Raw genomic sequence first — 13,584 nt, 5'->3', positions numbered from 1 at the left:
ACAACAAAAATATCGTTGCCCAAAGCTGCTGGCTCCGTTGATCTTGCGGTCCGCGGCCGCGCGGATAGTCTGCGACTCACCCCCGTGACACCACGAATCAACAAGCGTGACTTCGCCATTCATATCCGTAGCCAGAAACCGATCATTCCTGTCCGGACAAGCCCCTTGCCCCACATCACTTTTGAGATCTCAAAAGCCGACCTCGCGCACCGAGCGATCCGAACGGCCGACCGGTGCGCGAGAGCAACTCGCTACTCAGTCGATACCGGGAGGACGGGTTCGCGTACCGGACGTTTGGATCCCAGACGCCAGATCGCGTGTTCGGTATGGAGAACGTTCCAGTGCTTCTGTATCGCGACGTCTCTGATGAGTTCGCTCGCCACCGCGGGCGTCACCTCGTCGACGGGGATCTCCAGAACACGCGCGACATGGTTCACGATCACACGATCGACCTTCACGGCAGGGACTCCTGCGAGGGTCAGTACATACGCCCAGGTGACACCCGAGCGCTGACCCGGCACCGCCAGCCACGATTTCTTGACCGCGTCGAGGGCATCCGAATCGGCCACATCGCGCAGGTCAGCGGTGGTCTCGATCCCGAGGTCGACAGATCGGCCCGCTGCCTCTTTGACCGCCTGCGCTTTCAGCGGCGCACCGGGCGTCGACGATGTCGGCCTTCGATTGCCGATCGTGGATGCCCACTCCGACGCGTCCCCCAACTCGTGAAACGTCCGGAGCAGTTCGGGCGCTCCGTCACGCGTGATGTCACCGCCCTGCGCGGCCCGGTAGATGCCGTACCGCTCAAAGATGTTCTCAACCGTCACGTGACGCGCACCCGTCGAATAGATGGCGTCGATGATGCACAGCGCCAACGCTTTCGGATATTCGCGCGGCGTGATCCATCCCGCCGGATCTCCCAATTCTCGTTCACACGCGCTCGCGAGCGCACCGACACGAGATTCCACCCCTGCAGACATTGTTTCCCCCTTGCTGTCGTCGCCCATCCCCATGGGCGACTCGTGGGCGCACCGTATCGCCGGGCACCGACAGCCCGGAGACCGTTCGTCCTCGCCTGCCCGAGATGAAACGGCGCCAAATCGGACCAGCCACCGCACCCCGCTGCGGCTCGCCCGCGAATCGATCGAATTCCTGCAACAGGCTTTCAGTGGTCCAATCCGCGAACGACGTGGTCGACGAATCCCTAGGTCGTCTCAGCTGCAGGTTCGACCCGATCTCGGCCACGACGGCGCAACCGGCGGATCGGTGACAGCCCACCCGACATGTGAGCTGAAATACATCCGCGACCGTGAATGCGGGGTGCAACGATCAGACATAACGTTGACACATAGAGTGTCAAGGTCAACGACCACCGTCGGATCGCGGCGGGTGATCGATCAACGAACCCATTTGGTGTGAGGGGTAGCCGCAAATGTCCACAGATGATGTGACGGCAACGCGTACGAAGTCGTCCGGTCTGCGCGAGCTGACGCTGAGAGGGATCATCCTCGGTGGTCTGATCACTCTCGTATTCACAGCCGCGAACGTCTATCTCGGCTTGAAGGTCGGACTCACCTTCGCCACCGCCATCCCGGCGGCCGTCATCTCGATGAGCATCCTGCGCAATTTCGCCAACCACACCGTGGTCGAGAACAACATCGTCCAGACGATCGCGTCGGCGGCAGGCACCCTCTCGGCCATCATCTTCGTGTTGCCCGGCCTCATCATGGTCGGCTGGTGGACCGGATTTCCCTACTGGATCACCGTGGCGCTGTGTGCGATCGGCGGCATCCTCGGCGTCATGTACTCCATCCCGCTACGGCGGGCACTGGTGACGGGATCCGATCTGCCCTATCCCGAAGGTGTGGCCGCCGCCGAGGTGTTGAAGGTCGGCGACTCCACCGCAGGCGTCGAAGAAAACCGCGGCGGTATGCGGATCATCGTGGTGGGCGCGCTCGCGGCCGCCGGGTTCTCCCTGGTCGCGGCGCTGAAGGTCATCAGCAGCTCCCTCGCCGGTGCCATCAAGGTCGGCGCGGGCGGAACCATGTGGGGCGCGAGCCTGTCGCTGGCCCTGATCGGTGTCGGACACCTGGTGGGACTCACCGTCGGTATCGCCATGCTCGTCGGCCTGGTCATCTCGTTCGGCATCCTGCTCCCCATCCAGACCAACGGCAATCTCCCCGCCGGTGAGTCGCTGCTCGATGGCGTCAGCAGCATCTTCTCCTCCGACGTCCGTTTCGTCGGTGCCGGCGCCATCGCGATCGCCGCGATCTGGACGCTGCTCAAGATCATCGGCCCGATCCTGCGAGGCATCCAGAACTCGATGGTCTCGGCGCGGGCGCGGCGTAAGGGCGACAAGGTCGACCTGACCGAGCAGGACATCCCGATCACCATGGTTGCGGGTGTGATCCTGGTGGCCCTGGTTCCGATCGGTTTGCTGCTCTGGGACTTCATCCACAACACCGCCCTGCACGGCACCGCCACCGGCATCATCGCCGTCAGCATCATCTTCGTCTTCGTCATCGGCCTCGTGGTCGCAGCGGTCTGCGGCTACATGGCCGGCCTCATCGGTTCGTCCAACAGCCCGATCTCGGGTGTCGGCATCCTGGTCGCCATCCTCGCCGCGTTGCTGATCAAGATGGTCTACGGCGACGCCGACGACGCGCAGAACACCGCGCTGATCGCCTTCACGCTGTTCGTGACCGCGGTGGTGTTCGGTGTCGCCACCATTTCCAACGACAACCTGCAGGACCTCAAAACGGGTCAACTGGTGGGTGCCACGCCCTGGAAGCAGCAGGTCGCGCTGATCATCGGCGTGCTGTTCGGGTCGGCGATCATCCCGCCGATCCTCGGGCTGATGAACACGGCCTTCGGTTTCGCCGGTGCACCCGGCGCCGGCGACGACGCACTCGCCGCCCCGCAGGCCGCGCTGATCTCGTCCCTGGCCGAAGGTGTCTTCGGCAGCGACCTCGACTGGAACCTCATCGGTCTCGGCGCCCTGATCGGCGTCGGTGTCATCATCGTCGACGAGATCCTGTCGCGGTCCTCCAGCAAGCTCAGCCTGCCGCCGCTGGCCGTCGGTATGGGCATGTACCTGCCGATCGCGCTGACCCTGGTCATCCCGATCGGTGCCATCCTCGGCACGATCTACAACCGGTGGGCCGTTAGGACCGGCGGCAACGTCGAACGCAAGAAGCGGATGGGCGTGCTCCTGGCCACCGGTCTGATCGTCGGCGAGAGCCTGTTCGGTGTGCTGTTCGCCGGCATCGTCGCGGCCACCGGCGACGAGAGCCCGCTGGCCGTTGTCGGCGACAGCTTCAGCAGCTGGGCCGAGATCCTGGGTGTCCTCGCCTTTGTCGGTGTCATCGCCTGGCTGTACAAGTGGACGCAGCAGGTCGCGCGCCCGCTCAAGGACGCCACGGTCACCAAAGACTGACGTTCAGAGCTCGTCGACGGTGATGTGACCGTCCTGGAGGGCACGCGCGAGCAGTATCGCCTTGGTCACCGCCGGTCGTCCCGCGGCGTCGTACTTGTCGCGGATCCGCGTGATGTGGGTGTTGACCGTGGCGCCGGAGATGAACAGGGTGCGCGCCGCCGCGTCTTTGGTGTCGCAGACGAGCCAGGCACGCAGCACTTCGATCTCGCGCGCGCTCAGGGACGGTCTGGTCGCGGGTAGGGCAACTGCGATCGTGTCCACGGGTGATTCCAATCTTCGGTGTCCGGCGGCGGATTGACCGGCGGGGTGTACCCGAAATTAATGTCGCCGACGACGGCCGCACCAGACGCGTCTTGCGGGGTCCCCCGAGTGGGGGGCCGTACAAATCGGGGCATCGAAAAGGGCTTCGGCGGCGCCGGCCCCCCGCTAGGTCTGGGCTTCGACCCCGGTGTGGTCGAAGGTGATCCGCCGGGTTCCGGCGCGGTCATGCACGTAGATCGAGGCCAGCGCCAATCGTGCCGGGGGCAGGATTCGCACACAGATCTCGCCGTCGTGAGCATCGCGCAGGGTTTCGATGATCCGAGCCCGCAGCACCTCCCTGATATCGGCGGGCGTCGCGTCCATCCCGTGATCGTCGATGAGGATCACCTCGACGCCACGGGCCCGGGCCAGCCGCGCCGACGCATCGATCTCGGGGCTCGTCAGTGCGGGTGCCCGCAGGCGGTCCCGCAGGTTCGCCTCGACGAGTTCATAGGTGGCCGCCTCTTGCGGGGTGAACTCTTCGGCGGTCGCGATGCGTTCCAGCAGCGGTCTGGCCATCTCGTCGAGCTGACGCAGACGGGCATCCCGTTCTTCGGTGGCCGCACGGGCCGCCGAGAGCGCCGCGATCCGCGCGGTGGCGGCATCACGCAGGGCGAACACGGCTTTACCGTTGGGGCGCAGCGTGAACGACAGCAGGGTCGCCATCGCCAGTGGCCCGGCGTCGATGACCACCATCCCGGCACCGAACAGGAAACCCTGGTCGGTGAACGTGGCCCAGAGTCCGTACACCAGCGCCATCCCGAGCAGCCCCCACCAGGCGCTGATCCAGCGTCCGCGCACCGCCATGAAACACAGAATCGTTGTGCCCGCGCCGTGCGTCCACCCCTGCAGCGGCACCTCGAACGGAACCGGCATCACCGAGAGCATCAGCGCGGACGCGATCGGTCCGGCCGCGGCCAGGGCCCAGGTCAGCGGCATGGGCAGCGGGTCTCCCGGCACGGTGATCAGGGCGATGGTGCCCGCCGCGAGCACCACCACGCCCACGGCGACCGGCCAAAATGAACTGATTCCCTGCCGGGTTTCGATGGCGACGATGGTGATGGCGACGATGTACACCGCGACAACACCTTTGGCCGCCGGCGTGTGCATCCCGAGGATCGCGGTGATGTCCCGAGGTGCCTGCGCTTGTGACCGGCTGATCATTGCGGTCGCGTCCAGTGCAGGGCAATCCGCGTACCGTGCCCGGGTTTTGACTCCACGGTGACACGACCGCCGTCCAGCACCGACATCCGACCCCGAATACTGACCGCAAGTCCCAGACGCTGCGGCGGCACCGCACGGAGATCGAATCCGACGCCGTCATCACTGATGTCCACCTCGATGGAGTCGGCTTCGAAGCGCGCGGCGACATTTCGGGTCGCATCCGGGCCGGCATGGGTCACACTGTTGCGCACCGCTTCGGTGGTCGCTGCCGCGATGGTCAGCACCACATTCGCCGGATATGTCTGGGCGTCAACGCTTTTCGTGACCTTCGCCGCGATGGTTGGATCGGCATCGACGACCGCGCCGCGCAATTGAGCAACTGCGGCGTTGGCCGGAAGGACGTCGTCATCCGTCGGTTGTTTATGGAATCCGTCCATGTCGGCCAGGGTGCGTTTGGCCTGCTCGGCGAGGCGCTGCGAAGCACCCTGGCGGGCGGCGCCGAGCAGTGTCGACATCACACCGTCGTGGGTCAGTGCGTCAAACCGGGTTCGTTCCAATGCTCTGGCCTGTGACGCGGCCGCTTCCGCCGCTGCCGCATAGGCCGATTCACGCGTCGCGTCGAGGATCGCGGCGGTCCTGATGGCCATCACCGCGGCGGAGAACGGGATCAGGCAGAAGGCGAAAGCCCACGCGATCTCGGGGATCACCGGGCCGTTGAACTCGGGCACCCGGACCTCGTGGTTGATCAGCTGGACCACCACGGTGACCCCGACCAGGTAGGCAAACGCCCACCGCGCCCGCCACGCCGCTGCGGCGACGATCGCCGGAAGTCCACTGAATTGGGAGAACCACATCCCCCGTTCGCTGACCAAGAGCACTCCGTCCCAGCCCAAGGGCCAGAGAGCCAAAGCCACCACGTAGGCAATCGCTGCCGCCGACGCGGTTCTGCGTAGGACAGGCGCACTGCTCCGCATCGCGCGGGCTCCCATGGCGAGTCCGGAGCCGAAGATCAGCATGATCGCGGTGACCGTCCACCACCCGGCCATGACGTCCATGGACTCCCCGATGTTGGGGATCACCAGCACGAGATAAAAAAGGTAGCCACCGCCGACAAACAGTGAGAACTGTTGCAGGATGCGCTGTCCGGCGGGTTTGGCTTCGTCCCCGAGCGCGGAAGCTACCGCCGGAAGCGGCGCGGAATCGGTAGCCATCCGTCCTCAATCGCTCGTTTGTACAGGTCGGTTTTGGTGGGTGCGGGCCGTCCCGCGTCCCGATACTTCTTGCGGATCCGGTCGACGTAGTCGCTGACCGTTTCGGGCGACAGACCGGTCTCCTTCGCCACCCGCACCGTCGGCTCCCCCGACGCATACAGTTCGAGTACCTGCCGCAACCGGGGCGGCAGGTCGACGAAGCCGGGGTCCGAATCCAGCGCGGCGGCCCAATCGACGGACGCCACTTGCCGTCCCGCACCGGCCGTCCGGATCGCCTCCTGGATCTCGGCTTTGCGCGCCGACTTCCGGATCACCCCGAGCACACCCGCCGAAGCGGCTTCCCGCACCAGGAACGGTTCGTCGCCGGAGGTGTACACCAGCGCTTCGATGTTGGCTTCGCGTAACCGGGTGACGTTCGAATGGGGTGACGAGCCGTCGGACAATCGCAGGTCCAGGATCACCAGTCCGATATCGGAGGTCGACTGCAGCAACTCATCGACCGTCTCCGCGCCACCGACGAAGGCCATGTCCGTGCCCTCCTCGATGATCGCCCGCAACCCCTCCACCACGGACTCATGGTCGTCGATCACACCCACCCGCAAAACACCGCGATCGGTCACCGGCGCCACCGGCCATGAACTCGCATGCCCACATTCTGACCTACGAACTCACCTGGTGCGCACCGGGATCGGTTACCCGGTAGTAGTATCTCTGCCCTTGAATCCCTCCTGCCACAAGGCCATCCACAAGACCGTCTCACGAAAGGACGTTTGGTTTTGTAATGCGAACACGTGGATCGCTGATGCCAAATGCGTACTGGCGACTTCGTCGGGCGGCATTCTGCACCTCGCCCTCAGCAGATGGCAGGGGATTCGGATACGCCAAACCGCGACCACAGTCGTCGACGCCGTATCCTTCGGGAGAAGGAATACCCATACCGAGGAGGTACCTGTGGCCGGCGGTCTCGTCGCACTGCTGGATGACGTCGCTGCGATCACCCGGGCCGCTGCGGCGACCCTGGATGACGTCGCGGCCGCAGCAGGTAAAGCAAGTGTCAAGGCTGCAGGTGTCGTCGTCGACGACACTGCGGTCACCCCGCGCTACGTTCACGGGTTCTCCCCGGCCCGCGAGCTGCCCATCGTCGGCAAGATCGCGATCGGATCGATCCGCAACAAGCTGCTGATCATCCTGCCGGTAGCCATGCTGCTGAGCCAGTTCCTCCCCGCGGCCCTGCCGTATCTGCTGATCGCCGGTGGCCTGTTCCTCTGTTATGAGGGCGCCGAGAAGGTCTACGAGGCCTTCGCCGGCCACCACGGCGCTGACGACGAGCCGGCCGCCGAACGCGGCCCAGAGTTCGAGAAGACGATGGTCAACGGCGCCATCCGCACCGACTTAATTCTTTCGGCCGAGATCATGGTGATCTCGCTGTCCTCGGTGGAAGACGAACCGTTCGTGACGCGTCTGCTGGTCCTCATCGCCGTCGCATTCCTGATCACCGCGCTGGTCTACGGCGTGGTGGCGCTGATCGTGAAGATGGACGACGTGGGTCTGGCGTTGGCCGGACGCAAATCGACGCTGAGCCAGCGGGTCGGCCGCGGACTCGTCTCGGCCATGCCGAAGCTGATGACCACGCTGACCGTCGTCGGCATCGCGGCGATGCTGTGGGTCGGCGGGCACATCCTGCTGATCAACATCGGCGAGGCCGGCTTCCACTGGCCCGCCGACCAACTGCACCACCTCGAACACTGGGCGGAGGAACTCGTCCACGGCTGGTTCGGCGGCGTGCTGTCCTGGATAGGCGGGACCACCGCGTCGGCGCTCGTCGGCCTGGTCGTCGGCGCCATCATCGTGGCGATCATGCATGTGATCCCCAAGCGCAAGAAGGCCACGGCAGCTCACTGACAGCTCGCCGGAAAGACCGGTCGGGACGAATGTTCTACTGGGGTTCGTGACTGAACGCGCCACCGCCCTGGAGATCTCGCCCGAAGCTTTGACCCTAGGGATCTCGCTGTACTCCATGGCAATCCTGATCAGCATCGGCGTCGGCATCAACGCTGCCCGGCGACATCGTCGTCGACTGGCCTGGATCATGGCATCGGTCGTCGGGGTACTGACCATCGCTGGGGTGGTCATCGCAGTTCTGAGTAGTACGACGCACTCTCCGTAGCGCCGGGCTTTACCGGGTTTCGGCTTGGAGCATCAGGCCCTAACCGTTGACCGGAGGCAGTACCGGCAGCTCCTGAGCTTTTGCCACAGCCGACCGCCGCACAGCCTTCAAGGTCGCCGTGAACGAGTTGTCGGCGCCCTCGATGTTGAGAGGCAAGTCGAGGGTTTCGATCAGTTCATCCTCGAGTAGCCAGGGCTTTGGGTGCGTGATCCACGAGACCAGTGCATTGCGTGCCATCCACTCCGACAGCGTTGCCTCCCCGCTGCCGAACATGAAGCGCTCGCTGAGCCCAACCCGCCTGAGTTCATCAGCCAGCAGGCAGCCCAGAGACTTTCGCAGCGTCCGATGTTGACCGGGAAGACGATCGACTGCACTCCCGGCGTCAATGCACGCAGATCAATATTCATCAGCTCATCGTCACCGTCGCCCTCCCCTGTTCGATTGTCCCCGGTGTGCTCGATCGCCCCATCTGGTGAGGTGCGGTTGATATAGAACACAAAGAAGGAGTCGCTCAGCACCTTCCGATTCGGATCGACAGCAAGGTCGCTCGCGTCCAGGTCGAAGTCGACCCCGGAGGCGTCCTGACATCCCAACCGAGACCGACACCGGCTGCCGTCAAGTTTGGAGCCTGCTTGCTCAGAAAGACGTTTCCGCCTTTACCCAGGCTGACCGACATATTCTTCCTACAGCTCATTCTCCACGTGTAGTCCGAACGATGGACAAGGCGGAGTTCCCTTTTCCCATTGCTGCACTTGACATTAGCGCGCTGCCCCCGACATCCCGGAAAAGGCACAGCACTGAATGCCGATCCGCAGCAATTGAATTCGACGTCAACCCGGAACAACCTCGCGCGCGTATCGAGAAGTCAGGACACATTTCAGCGACCACGCTGGCGGGAATCAGGGTGTGCGTCTGTAACACTCAGGGCCCGGGTGGCTATATCTGTATGAATGCCGTCGATCCCCTCCGACGGCGCACGCCCCGAAAGGCCACCCCTCCCCTATGCCTGATCCCTTCGCCATGCCCTCCAACTGGGACCGCCCACCGTCCGGCCCGCCGCAACGCACAAAGAAGCGCAAGTGGCCGTGGATTGCCGGCGGGTTGGTGGCGGCACTGGTGGCGTTCGGTGCCATCGGCGCGGTGACCGGAGACGATAAGCCGACCTCCGTCGCCGACAAAGCCCCCGCGCCCCTGAGCACGACAACCACGACGACGACCACCACCCCCACCGAGAAGCCGCTCCCGGTCGCGACGCCCATCGCGCAGGTGAACAACGCTTCCGGGGCCAACAGGGCGATGACCAAGCTGAACGCTCTGGAGGTCAAAGGCCGCGCGCCGAAGACCGGGTACGACCGAGGCCAATTCGGCGACGCCTGGACCGATGCCGTGAGCGTCGAAGGCGGACGCAACGGGTGCGACACCCGCAACGACATCCTGCGCCGCGATCTGACCGCAATTGTTTACAAGGCGGGTTCACGTGGGTGCGCGGTGCAGTCGGGCGTGCTCGCTGACCCGTACACGGCCACATCGATCAACTTCCTCCGCGGCCAGGACACCTCGAGTGCCGTCCAGGTCGATCACGTGGTGGCGTTGTCGGACGCCTGGCAGAAGGGCGCCCAGCAACTCACGCCCGCCCAGCGCATCGACTTCGCCAACGATCCACGCAACCTGCAGGCCACCGACGGCCCCACCAACCAGCAGAAGAGCGACGGCGACGCCGCCACCTGGTTGCCGCCCAGCAAGGCGTACCGCTGTACGTACGTGTCCCGACAGGTGGACGTGAAGTCCGAATACCAACTGTGGGTCACGCAGGCCGAGAAGGACGCCATTGCGCGCGTTCTCAGCACCTGCGGTGCCGCGATGCCAGAGGCTCCCGCTGTCGCCAAAACAGAAACCGCGACTCCTCTTCCCAGGACCTCCACACCCGCGGCGGTTCGCCCGGCGAACACCCCGCCGCCGACGCCCGCGTACACCCCGCCACCGGCGCCCGCGTACACGCCGCCTCCGGAGCCGGTATACACGCCACCAGCGGTCATCGACACACCGTCGGTCTCCTATGCGAACTGTGCCGCCGTGCGCGCTGCCGGCGCAGCTCCGATCTACGCGGGACAGCCCGGTTACAGCAGCAAGCTCGACCGCGATGGTGACGGCGTGGCCTGCGAGACGTGACCGGATGGCCCTTTCAACAGGTACCCACCTCCCCCACATGATCTCGAATTGACAGGCCAGACACCGACGAAAGCAATTTCGGCGGGACATCCGTTGCAGCGGAGAGCATTACAGATCCCATAAAGAAGCCAGGAAACCATACGGTTTCCCTTTCCTAGTACCACCACATCACGCGAGAGGCACCTTTTCGATGTCAGACCAGCCCCAGAACCCCGGACAGCCCAATCCCTATCAGGGTGGGCAATACAACCCGAATCAGGGTGGGCAGCCCTATTCGCAGCAGCCGTATCCCCAGCAGGGTGGCGGTTACTACCCTCCGCAGCAGCCCCCGAAGAAGCGGAAGAAGTGGCCATGGATTTTGCTCGCCATCTTCATCGTGATCATCGCCGGCATTGCCAGCTGCGCGGCTCTGATTGGCGGGGTAGCGAACGAAATCGACAAGGATTCGAAAGAGGTCGTCCAGGTAACCTACGAGATCTCCGGTGACGGTCCCGGCGGGTCGGCGACCTACACCACCGGGGACCTAGATACTGCGCAAGAGACCGACATTCAGATTCCTTGGTCAAAGCAGGTCGACATCACAGGTCTCCTCAAGTCCGTTTCACTTATCGCGTCGAATGGTTTCGACAGCCAGGGAAGCATCACATGCACCATCAAGCGGGGCGACACTGTGATCGTCACCAACACCTCGTCCGGCCCAGGAGCGACAGCAAGTTGCTCAGGAGACGCTGATACCGACTGATTTCGCATCGGGCCGGCCGTCATCAGCTGTTGGTGCCGGCTGGCCTCGAATCGTGGGTAACCGCCGACTGCCGGGAGGACAACCACCCCGGCGTCCGGTTCACTTCGTCGATGATGCCGCGTATCGGCCGCTATACCGCCACTGCCGGCAGGTCCACCTTCTCCACGTCCACCAAATTGTCCGAGTAGACCCCAGCATTGCCCAGGGTTGAATGCTTGTCCGCGGTAATCGAATTCACCGTCGATCCGGAGCACTTGTTCTGCCAGTGGCCCACGTTGGCCATCACCAATCCCGGCAGCAGATTTGGTTCCATGGCCGCCGGCCCCTGGAACATGCCCCGGTCGTTGAAGACCCGCACGAAGTCGCCCGCGTCGATGCCGCGTTCCGCGGCGTCGGCCGGGTGAATGAACACCAGCTGCTCACCCTGGGCGACCTGCTTGTCCGCGGCATTGCCGTACTGACTGTTGAGGAACGCGTGCGGCTTCGGCGACACAATGCTCAGCGGGTATTTCGCGGCGAGCTCAGGATTCGACGCGACTGATTCGAAGGGCGGTATGTAGTCGGGTAACGGATCGACGTAACCACCCTGTTGCATCCCCTCATACATCGAACGCCACACCGGGACAACAAAGTTGCCGCCTTCAGCAAGACTTGCTTTGAACTCGCACTTGCCCGACGGTGTGGGGAAGTTCCCTTCCGCGTGCGGTGCCCGGACGTCGGGCATTCCGACGTTGAGTCGCATCCAGCCGACCTCTTTGAGCTTTTCGAACGTGATGCCCTCCAGGGCCGGTGCGTCCCAGTCGTGGAAATCGATGAGCATTTGTTCGTCGGTGCGGTCCCAGTAGGAATCCATGTAGCCCATGGTTTTCGCGAGTCGCCGGAACAGTTCGACGTTGGGCACGCACTCCCCCGGCGCTTCGATGGCCGGTTGGTTGAGCGAGATGTAGAGGTGGCCCCAGGTGACCATGATGTCGAGTTGTTCCGCCTGCATGGTCGCCGGGAGGATGATGTCGGCGAACTTGGCGGTATCGGTGATGAAGTGTTCACTGACGACGGTGAACAGGTCGTCGCGCATCAGACCCTGCATCGTCTTGTTCTGCGCCGGACCCTGCGACACCGGGTTCGAGTTGTAAACGAACAGCGACTTGAGCGGCGGGTCGAGTTCCATCTCGCCGGTCAGCGCCATGCCGAGGTCGAGTTCGTTGATGACGCGGGTCCCTTCGGGAATCCACTGCGGCATACAGATGGCGTCGAACTTCGTCGGGAACTCCCAGATCGGCATCTCCATCGTGCCGCCACCAACATGCCGCCAGGCACCGACCAACGCCGGCAGGCAGGTGATCGCACGAATCGCCTGACCTCCTCCGCGGCTACGCTCGAGTGCAACACCTTGACGGATCGCGGCGGGCTGACTCGTCGCGTATTCGCGTGCGAGGGTTCGGATGTCATCGGCGGGGATTCCGGTGATCTCTGCGACGTACTCGGGTGTGTACTTCGCCGCCCGTTCCGCGAGCTCGTCGTAGCCGACGGTGTACTTCTCGACGTAGTCCGTGTCCGTCAAGCCCTGCGTGATGATCTCATTGATCAGACCCATCGCAAGTGCGCCATCGGTACCGGGTTTGATCGGTATATGCCAATCAGCCTGTCGCGCAGTGCGGGTGCGGACCGGGTCGATGACGACGATCTTGGCGCCGCTGTTCTGGCGGGCTTCGAGTAGAAACGGCCAGCCGTGCAGATTCGTGCTGGTCATGTTCATGCCCCACACGATGATGTATTTCGAGTGGGCCATCGATTCGATGTCGAGGCCGCCGGTACCACCGACCGTCATGTGCCAGGCGGTGGACGAACCGGACTCGCAGTACGTCTTCTCCGCCACCGTCGAGCCCATCCGGTTGAAGAAGGCATCGCCCGACGTCAGGCCGTTGAGCACTCCTTGGTGTCCGAGGTACGCGTGCGGCATGATCGCCTGGCTACCGTATTCGTCGATGATCGACGTCCACCGCTCTTTGATCTCCGCCAGCGCTTCGTCCCAGGTGATGCGTTCGAACTCGCCGGCCCCCTTGGGGCCGACGCGGCGCATCGGGTGCATCAACCGGTCGGACTGGTAGTGATGTTCGGGGAAATTCTTGAGCTTGACACAAAGCCCACCTCGGGTCATCGGGTGGTCCTTATCCCCTTTGACATCAACGAGTTTGCCGTCTTCGACGTGATAGAGCATGGCGCAGGTGTCGGGACAATCGTGCGGACACGCCCCACGCACGATGGTGAGGTTTTTCCCGGTCAACGAATCGGCATCGGTTCCCAGAGTCATGGTGGCTGTCCTCCAAGGGCGTTTGGAGAGTGAACAATGACCCTTTCAGTAAGCGCGCCCCATGTTGCACCGACGTGAATTGATTAT

12 protein-coding genes and 1 pseudogene are annotated in these 13,584 nt (G+C 63.9%); 5 read left to right on the top strand and 8 right to left on the bottom strand.

Going from position 1 to position 13,584, the window contains the following annotated elements:
• Nucleotides 1–251: 251 nt before the first annotated feature.
• Nucleotides 252–977, bottom strand: coding sequence for a DUF8548 family protein (locus tag AC51GT_RS17965; protein ID WP_496329645.1), 726 nt, complete (start codon nucleotides 975–977; stop codon nucleotides 252–254).
• Between the two features lie 452 nt (nucleotides 978–1,429).
• Here AC51GT_RS17965 and AC51GT_RS17960 point away from each other — a divergent pair, with 452 nt between their 5' ends.
• Nucleotides 1,430–3,433 (top strand): OPT family oligopeptide transporter, encoded by a 2,004-nt coding sequence (locus AC51GT_RS17960; protein WP_496327011.1) that lies wholly within the window; start codon nucleotides 1,430–1,432, stop codon nucleotides 3,431–3,433.
• A gap of 3 nt (nucleotides 3,434–3,436) precedes the next feature.
• Here AC51GT_RS17960 and AC51GT_RS17955 read toward each other — a convergent pair whose 3' ends face one another.
• The 4 genes from AC51GT_RS17955 to AC51GT_RS17940 all read right to left on the bottom strand — a co-directional run bounded on the left by AC51GT_RS17955 (nucleotide 3,437) and on the right by AC51GT_RS17940 (nucleotide 6,728).
• Nucleotides 3,437–3,694, bottom strand: a complete 258-nt coding sequence (locus tag AC51GT_RS17955; RefSeq protein WP_496327010.1) for a LuxR C-terminal-related transcriptional regulator — start codon at nucleotides 3,692–3,694, stop codon at nucleotides 3,437–3,439.
• Between the two features lie 165 nt (nucleotides 3,695–3,859).
• Nucleotides 3,860–4,897 (bottom strand): DUF8320 family protein, encoded by a 1,038-nt coding sequence (locus AC51GT_RS17950; protein WP_496329644.1) that lies wholly within the window; start codon nucleotides 4,895–4,897, stop codon nucleotides 3,860–3,862.
• Complete coding sequence (locus AC51GT_RS17945; RefSeq protein ID WP_496329643.1) at nucleotides 4,894–6,108, bottom strand: sensor histidine kinase; 1,215 nt, start codon at nucleotides 6,106–6,108, stop codon at nucleotides 4,894–4,896. The genes AC51GT_RS17950 and AC51GT_RS17945 overlap by 4 nt, the downstream gene beginning before the upstream one ends.
• Complete coding sequence (locus AC51GT_RS17940) at nucleotides 6,075–6,728, bottom strand: response regulator (RefSeq protein ID WP_496327007.1); 654 nt, start codon at nucleotides 6,726–6,728, stop codon at nucleotides 6,075–6,077. Before AC51GT_RS17940 ends, AC51GT_RS17945 begins: the two co-directional genes overlap by 34 nt.
• 331 nt (nucleotides 6,729–7,059) lie before the next feature.
• On the opposite strand from AC51GT_RS17940, the gene AC51GT_RS17935 reads away from it, so the two are divergent.
• Nucleotides 7,060–8,010: a DUF808 domain-containing protein gene (locus AC51GT_RS17935; RefSeq protein WP_496329642.1), complete on the top strand. Its 951-nt coding sequence runs from the start codon at nucleotides 7,060–7,062 to the stop codon at nucleotides 8,008–8,010.
• A 46-nt stretch (nucleotides 8,011–8,056) separates the two neighbouring features.
• A complete protein-coding gene (locus tag AC51GT_RS17930; RefSeq protein ID WP_496329815.1) occupies nucleotides 8,057–8,275 on the top strand; it encodes a hypothetical protein in 219 nt (72 codons plus the stop codon).
• 39 nt (nucleotides 8,276–8,314) lie between these two features.
• Here the strand turns inward: AC51GT_RS17930 and AC51GT_RS17925 are convergent, their stop codons facing one another.
• Nucleotides 8,315–8,590, bottom strand: a complete 276-nt coding sequence (locus tag AC51GT_RS17925; RefSeq protein ID WP_496329809.1) for a GIY-YIG nuclease family protein — start codon at nucleotides 8,588–8,590, stop codon at nucleotides 8,315–8,317.
• 29 nt (nucleotides 8,591–8,619) lie between these two features.
• Nucleotides 8,620–8,951 (bottom strand): annotated as a pseudogene (locus AC51GT_RS17920) (TerD family protein); the annotation flags it as partial.
• Nucleotides 8,952–9,277: 326 nt separating this feature from the next.
• On the opposite strand from AC51GT_RS17920, the gene AC51GT_RS17915 reads away from it, so the two are divergent.
• Both AC51GT_RS17915 and AC51GT_RS17910 read left to right on the top strand, forming a co-directional pair.
• Nucleotides 9,278–10,444 carry a GmrSD restriction endonuclease domain-containing protein gene (locus AC51GT_RS17915; RefSeq protein WP_496329641.1) on the top strand — a complete coding sequence of 389 codons (1,167 nt, stop codon included), beginning with the start codon at nucleotides 9,278–9,280 and terminating at the stop codon, nucleotides 10,442–10,444.
• Nucleotides 10,445–10,634: 190 nt separating this feature from the next.
• Nucleotides 10,635–11,186 carry an MmpS family transport accessory protein gene (locus AC51GT_RS17910; protein ID WP_496329640.1) on the top strand — a complete coding sequence of 184 codons (552 nt, stop codon included), beginning with the start codon at nucleotides 10,635–10,637 and terminating at the stop codon, nucleotides 11,184–11,186.
• 130 nt (nucleotides 11,187–11,316) lie between these two features.
• Here AC51GT_RS17910 and AC51GT_RS17905 read toward each other — a convergent pair whose 3' ends face one another.
• The gene (locus tag AC51GT_RS17905; protein WP_496329639.1) at nucleotides 11,317–13,497 is read right to left on the bottom strand and encodes a molybdopterin-containing oxidoreductase family protein; all 2,181 of its coding nucleotides are present in this window, start codon (nucleotides 13,495–13,497) and stop codon (nucleotides 11,317–11,319) included.
• Nucleotides 13,498–13,584 lie beyond the last annotated feature (87 nt).

Source organism: Williamsia sp. z34 (assembly GCF_059553395.1).
The sequence above is the reverse complement of the archived record's forward strand: the minus strand, read 5'-3'. Positions and strand labels throughout refer to the sequence as shown.

Excerpts from the sequence above, each read along its gene's own strand:
- AC51GT_RS17965 (WP_496329645.1), bottom strand. The coding sequence starts at position 977 with ATGTCTGCAGGGGTGGAATCTCGTGTCGGTGCGCTCGCGAGCGCGTGT.
- AC51GT_RS17960 (WP_496327011.1), top strand. The coding sequence starts at position 1,430 with ATGTCCACAGATGATGTGACGGCAACGCGTACGAAGTCGTCCGGTCTG.
- AC51GT_RS17950 (WP_496329644.1), bottom strand. The coding sequence starts at position 4,897 with ATGATCAGCCGGTCACAAGCGCAGGCACCTCGGGACATCACCGCGATC.
- AC51GT_RS17945 (WP_496329643.1), bottom strand. The coding sequence starts at position 6,108 with ATGGCTACCGATTCCGCGCCGCTTCCGGCGGTAGCTTCCGCGCTCGGG.
- AC51GT_RS17915 (WP_496329641.1), top strand. The coding sequence starts at position 9,278 with ATGCCTGATCCCTTCGCCATGCCCTCCAACTGGGACCGCCCACCGTCC.
- AC51GT_RS17910 (WP_496329640.1), top strand. The coding sequence starts at position 10,635 with ATGTCAGACCAGCCCCAGAACCCCGGACAGCCCAATCCCTATCAGGGT.
- AC51GT_RS17905 (WP_496329639.1), bottom strand. The coding sequence starts at position 13,497 with ATGACTCTGGGAACCGATGCCGATTCGTTGACCGGGAAAAACCTCACC.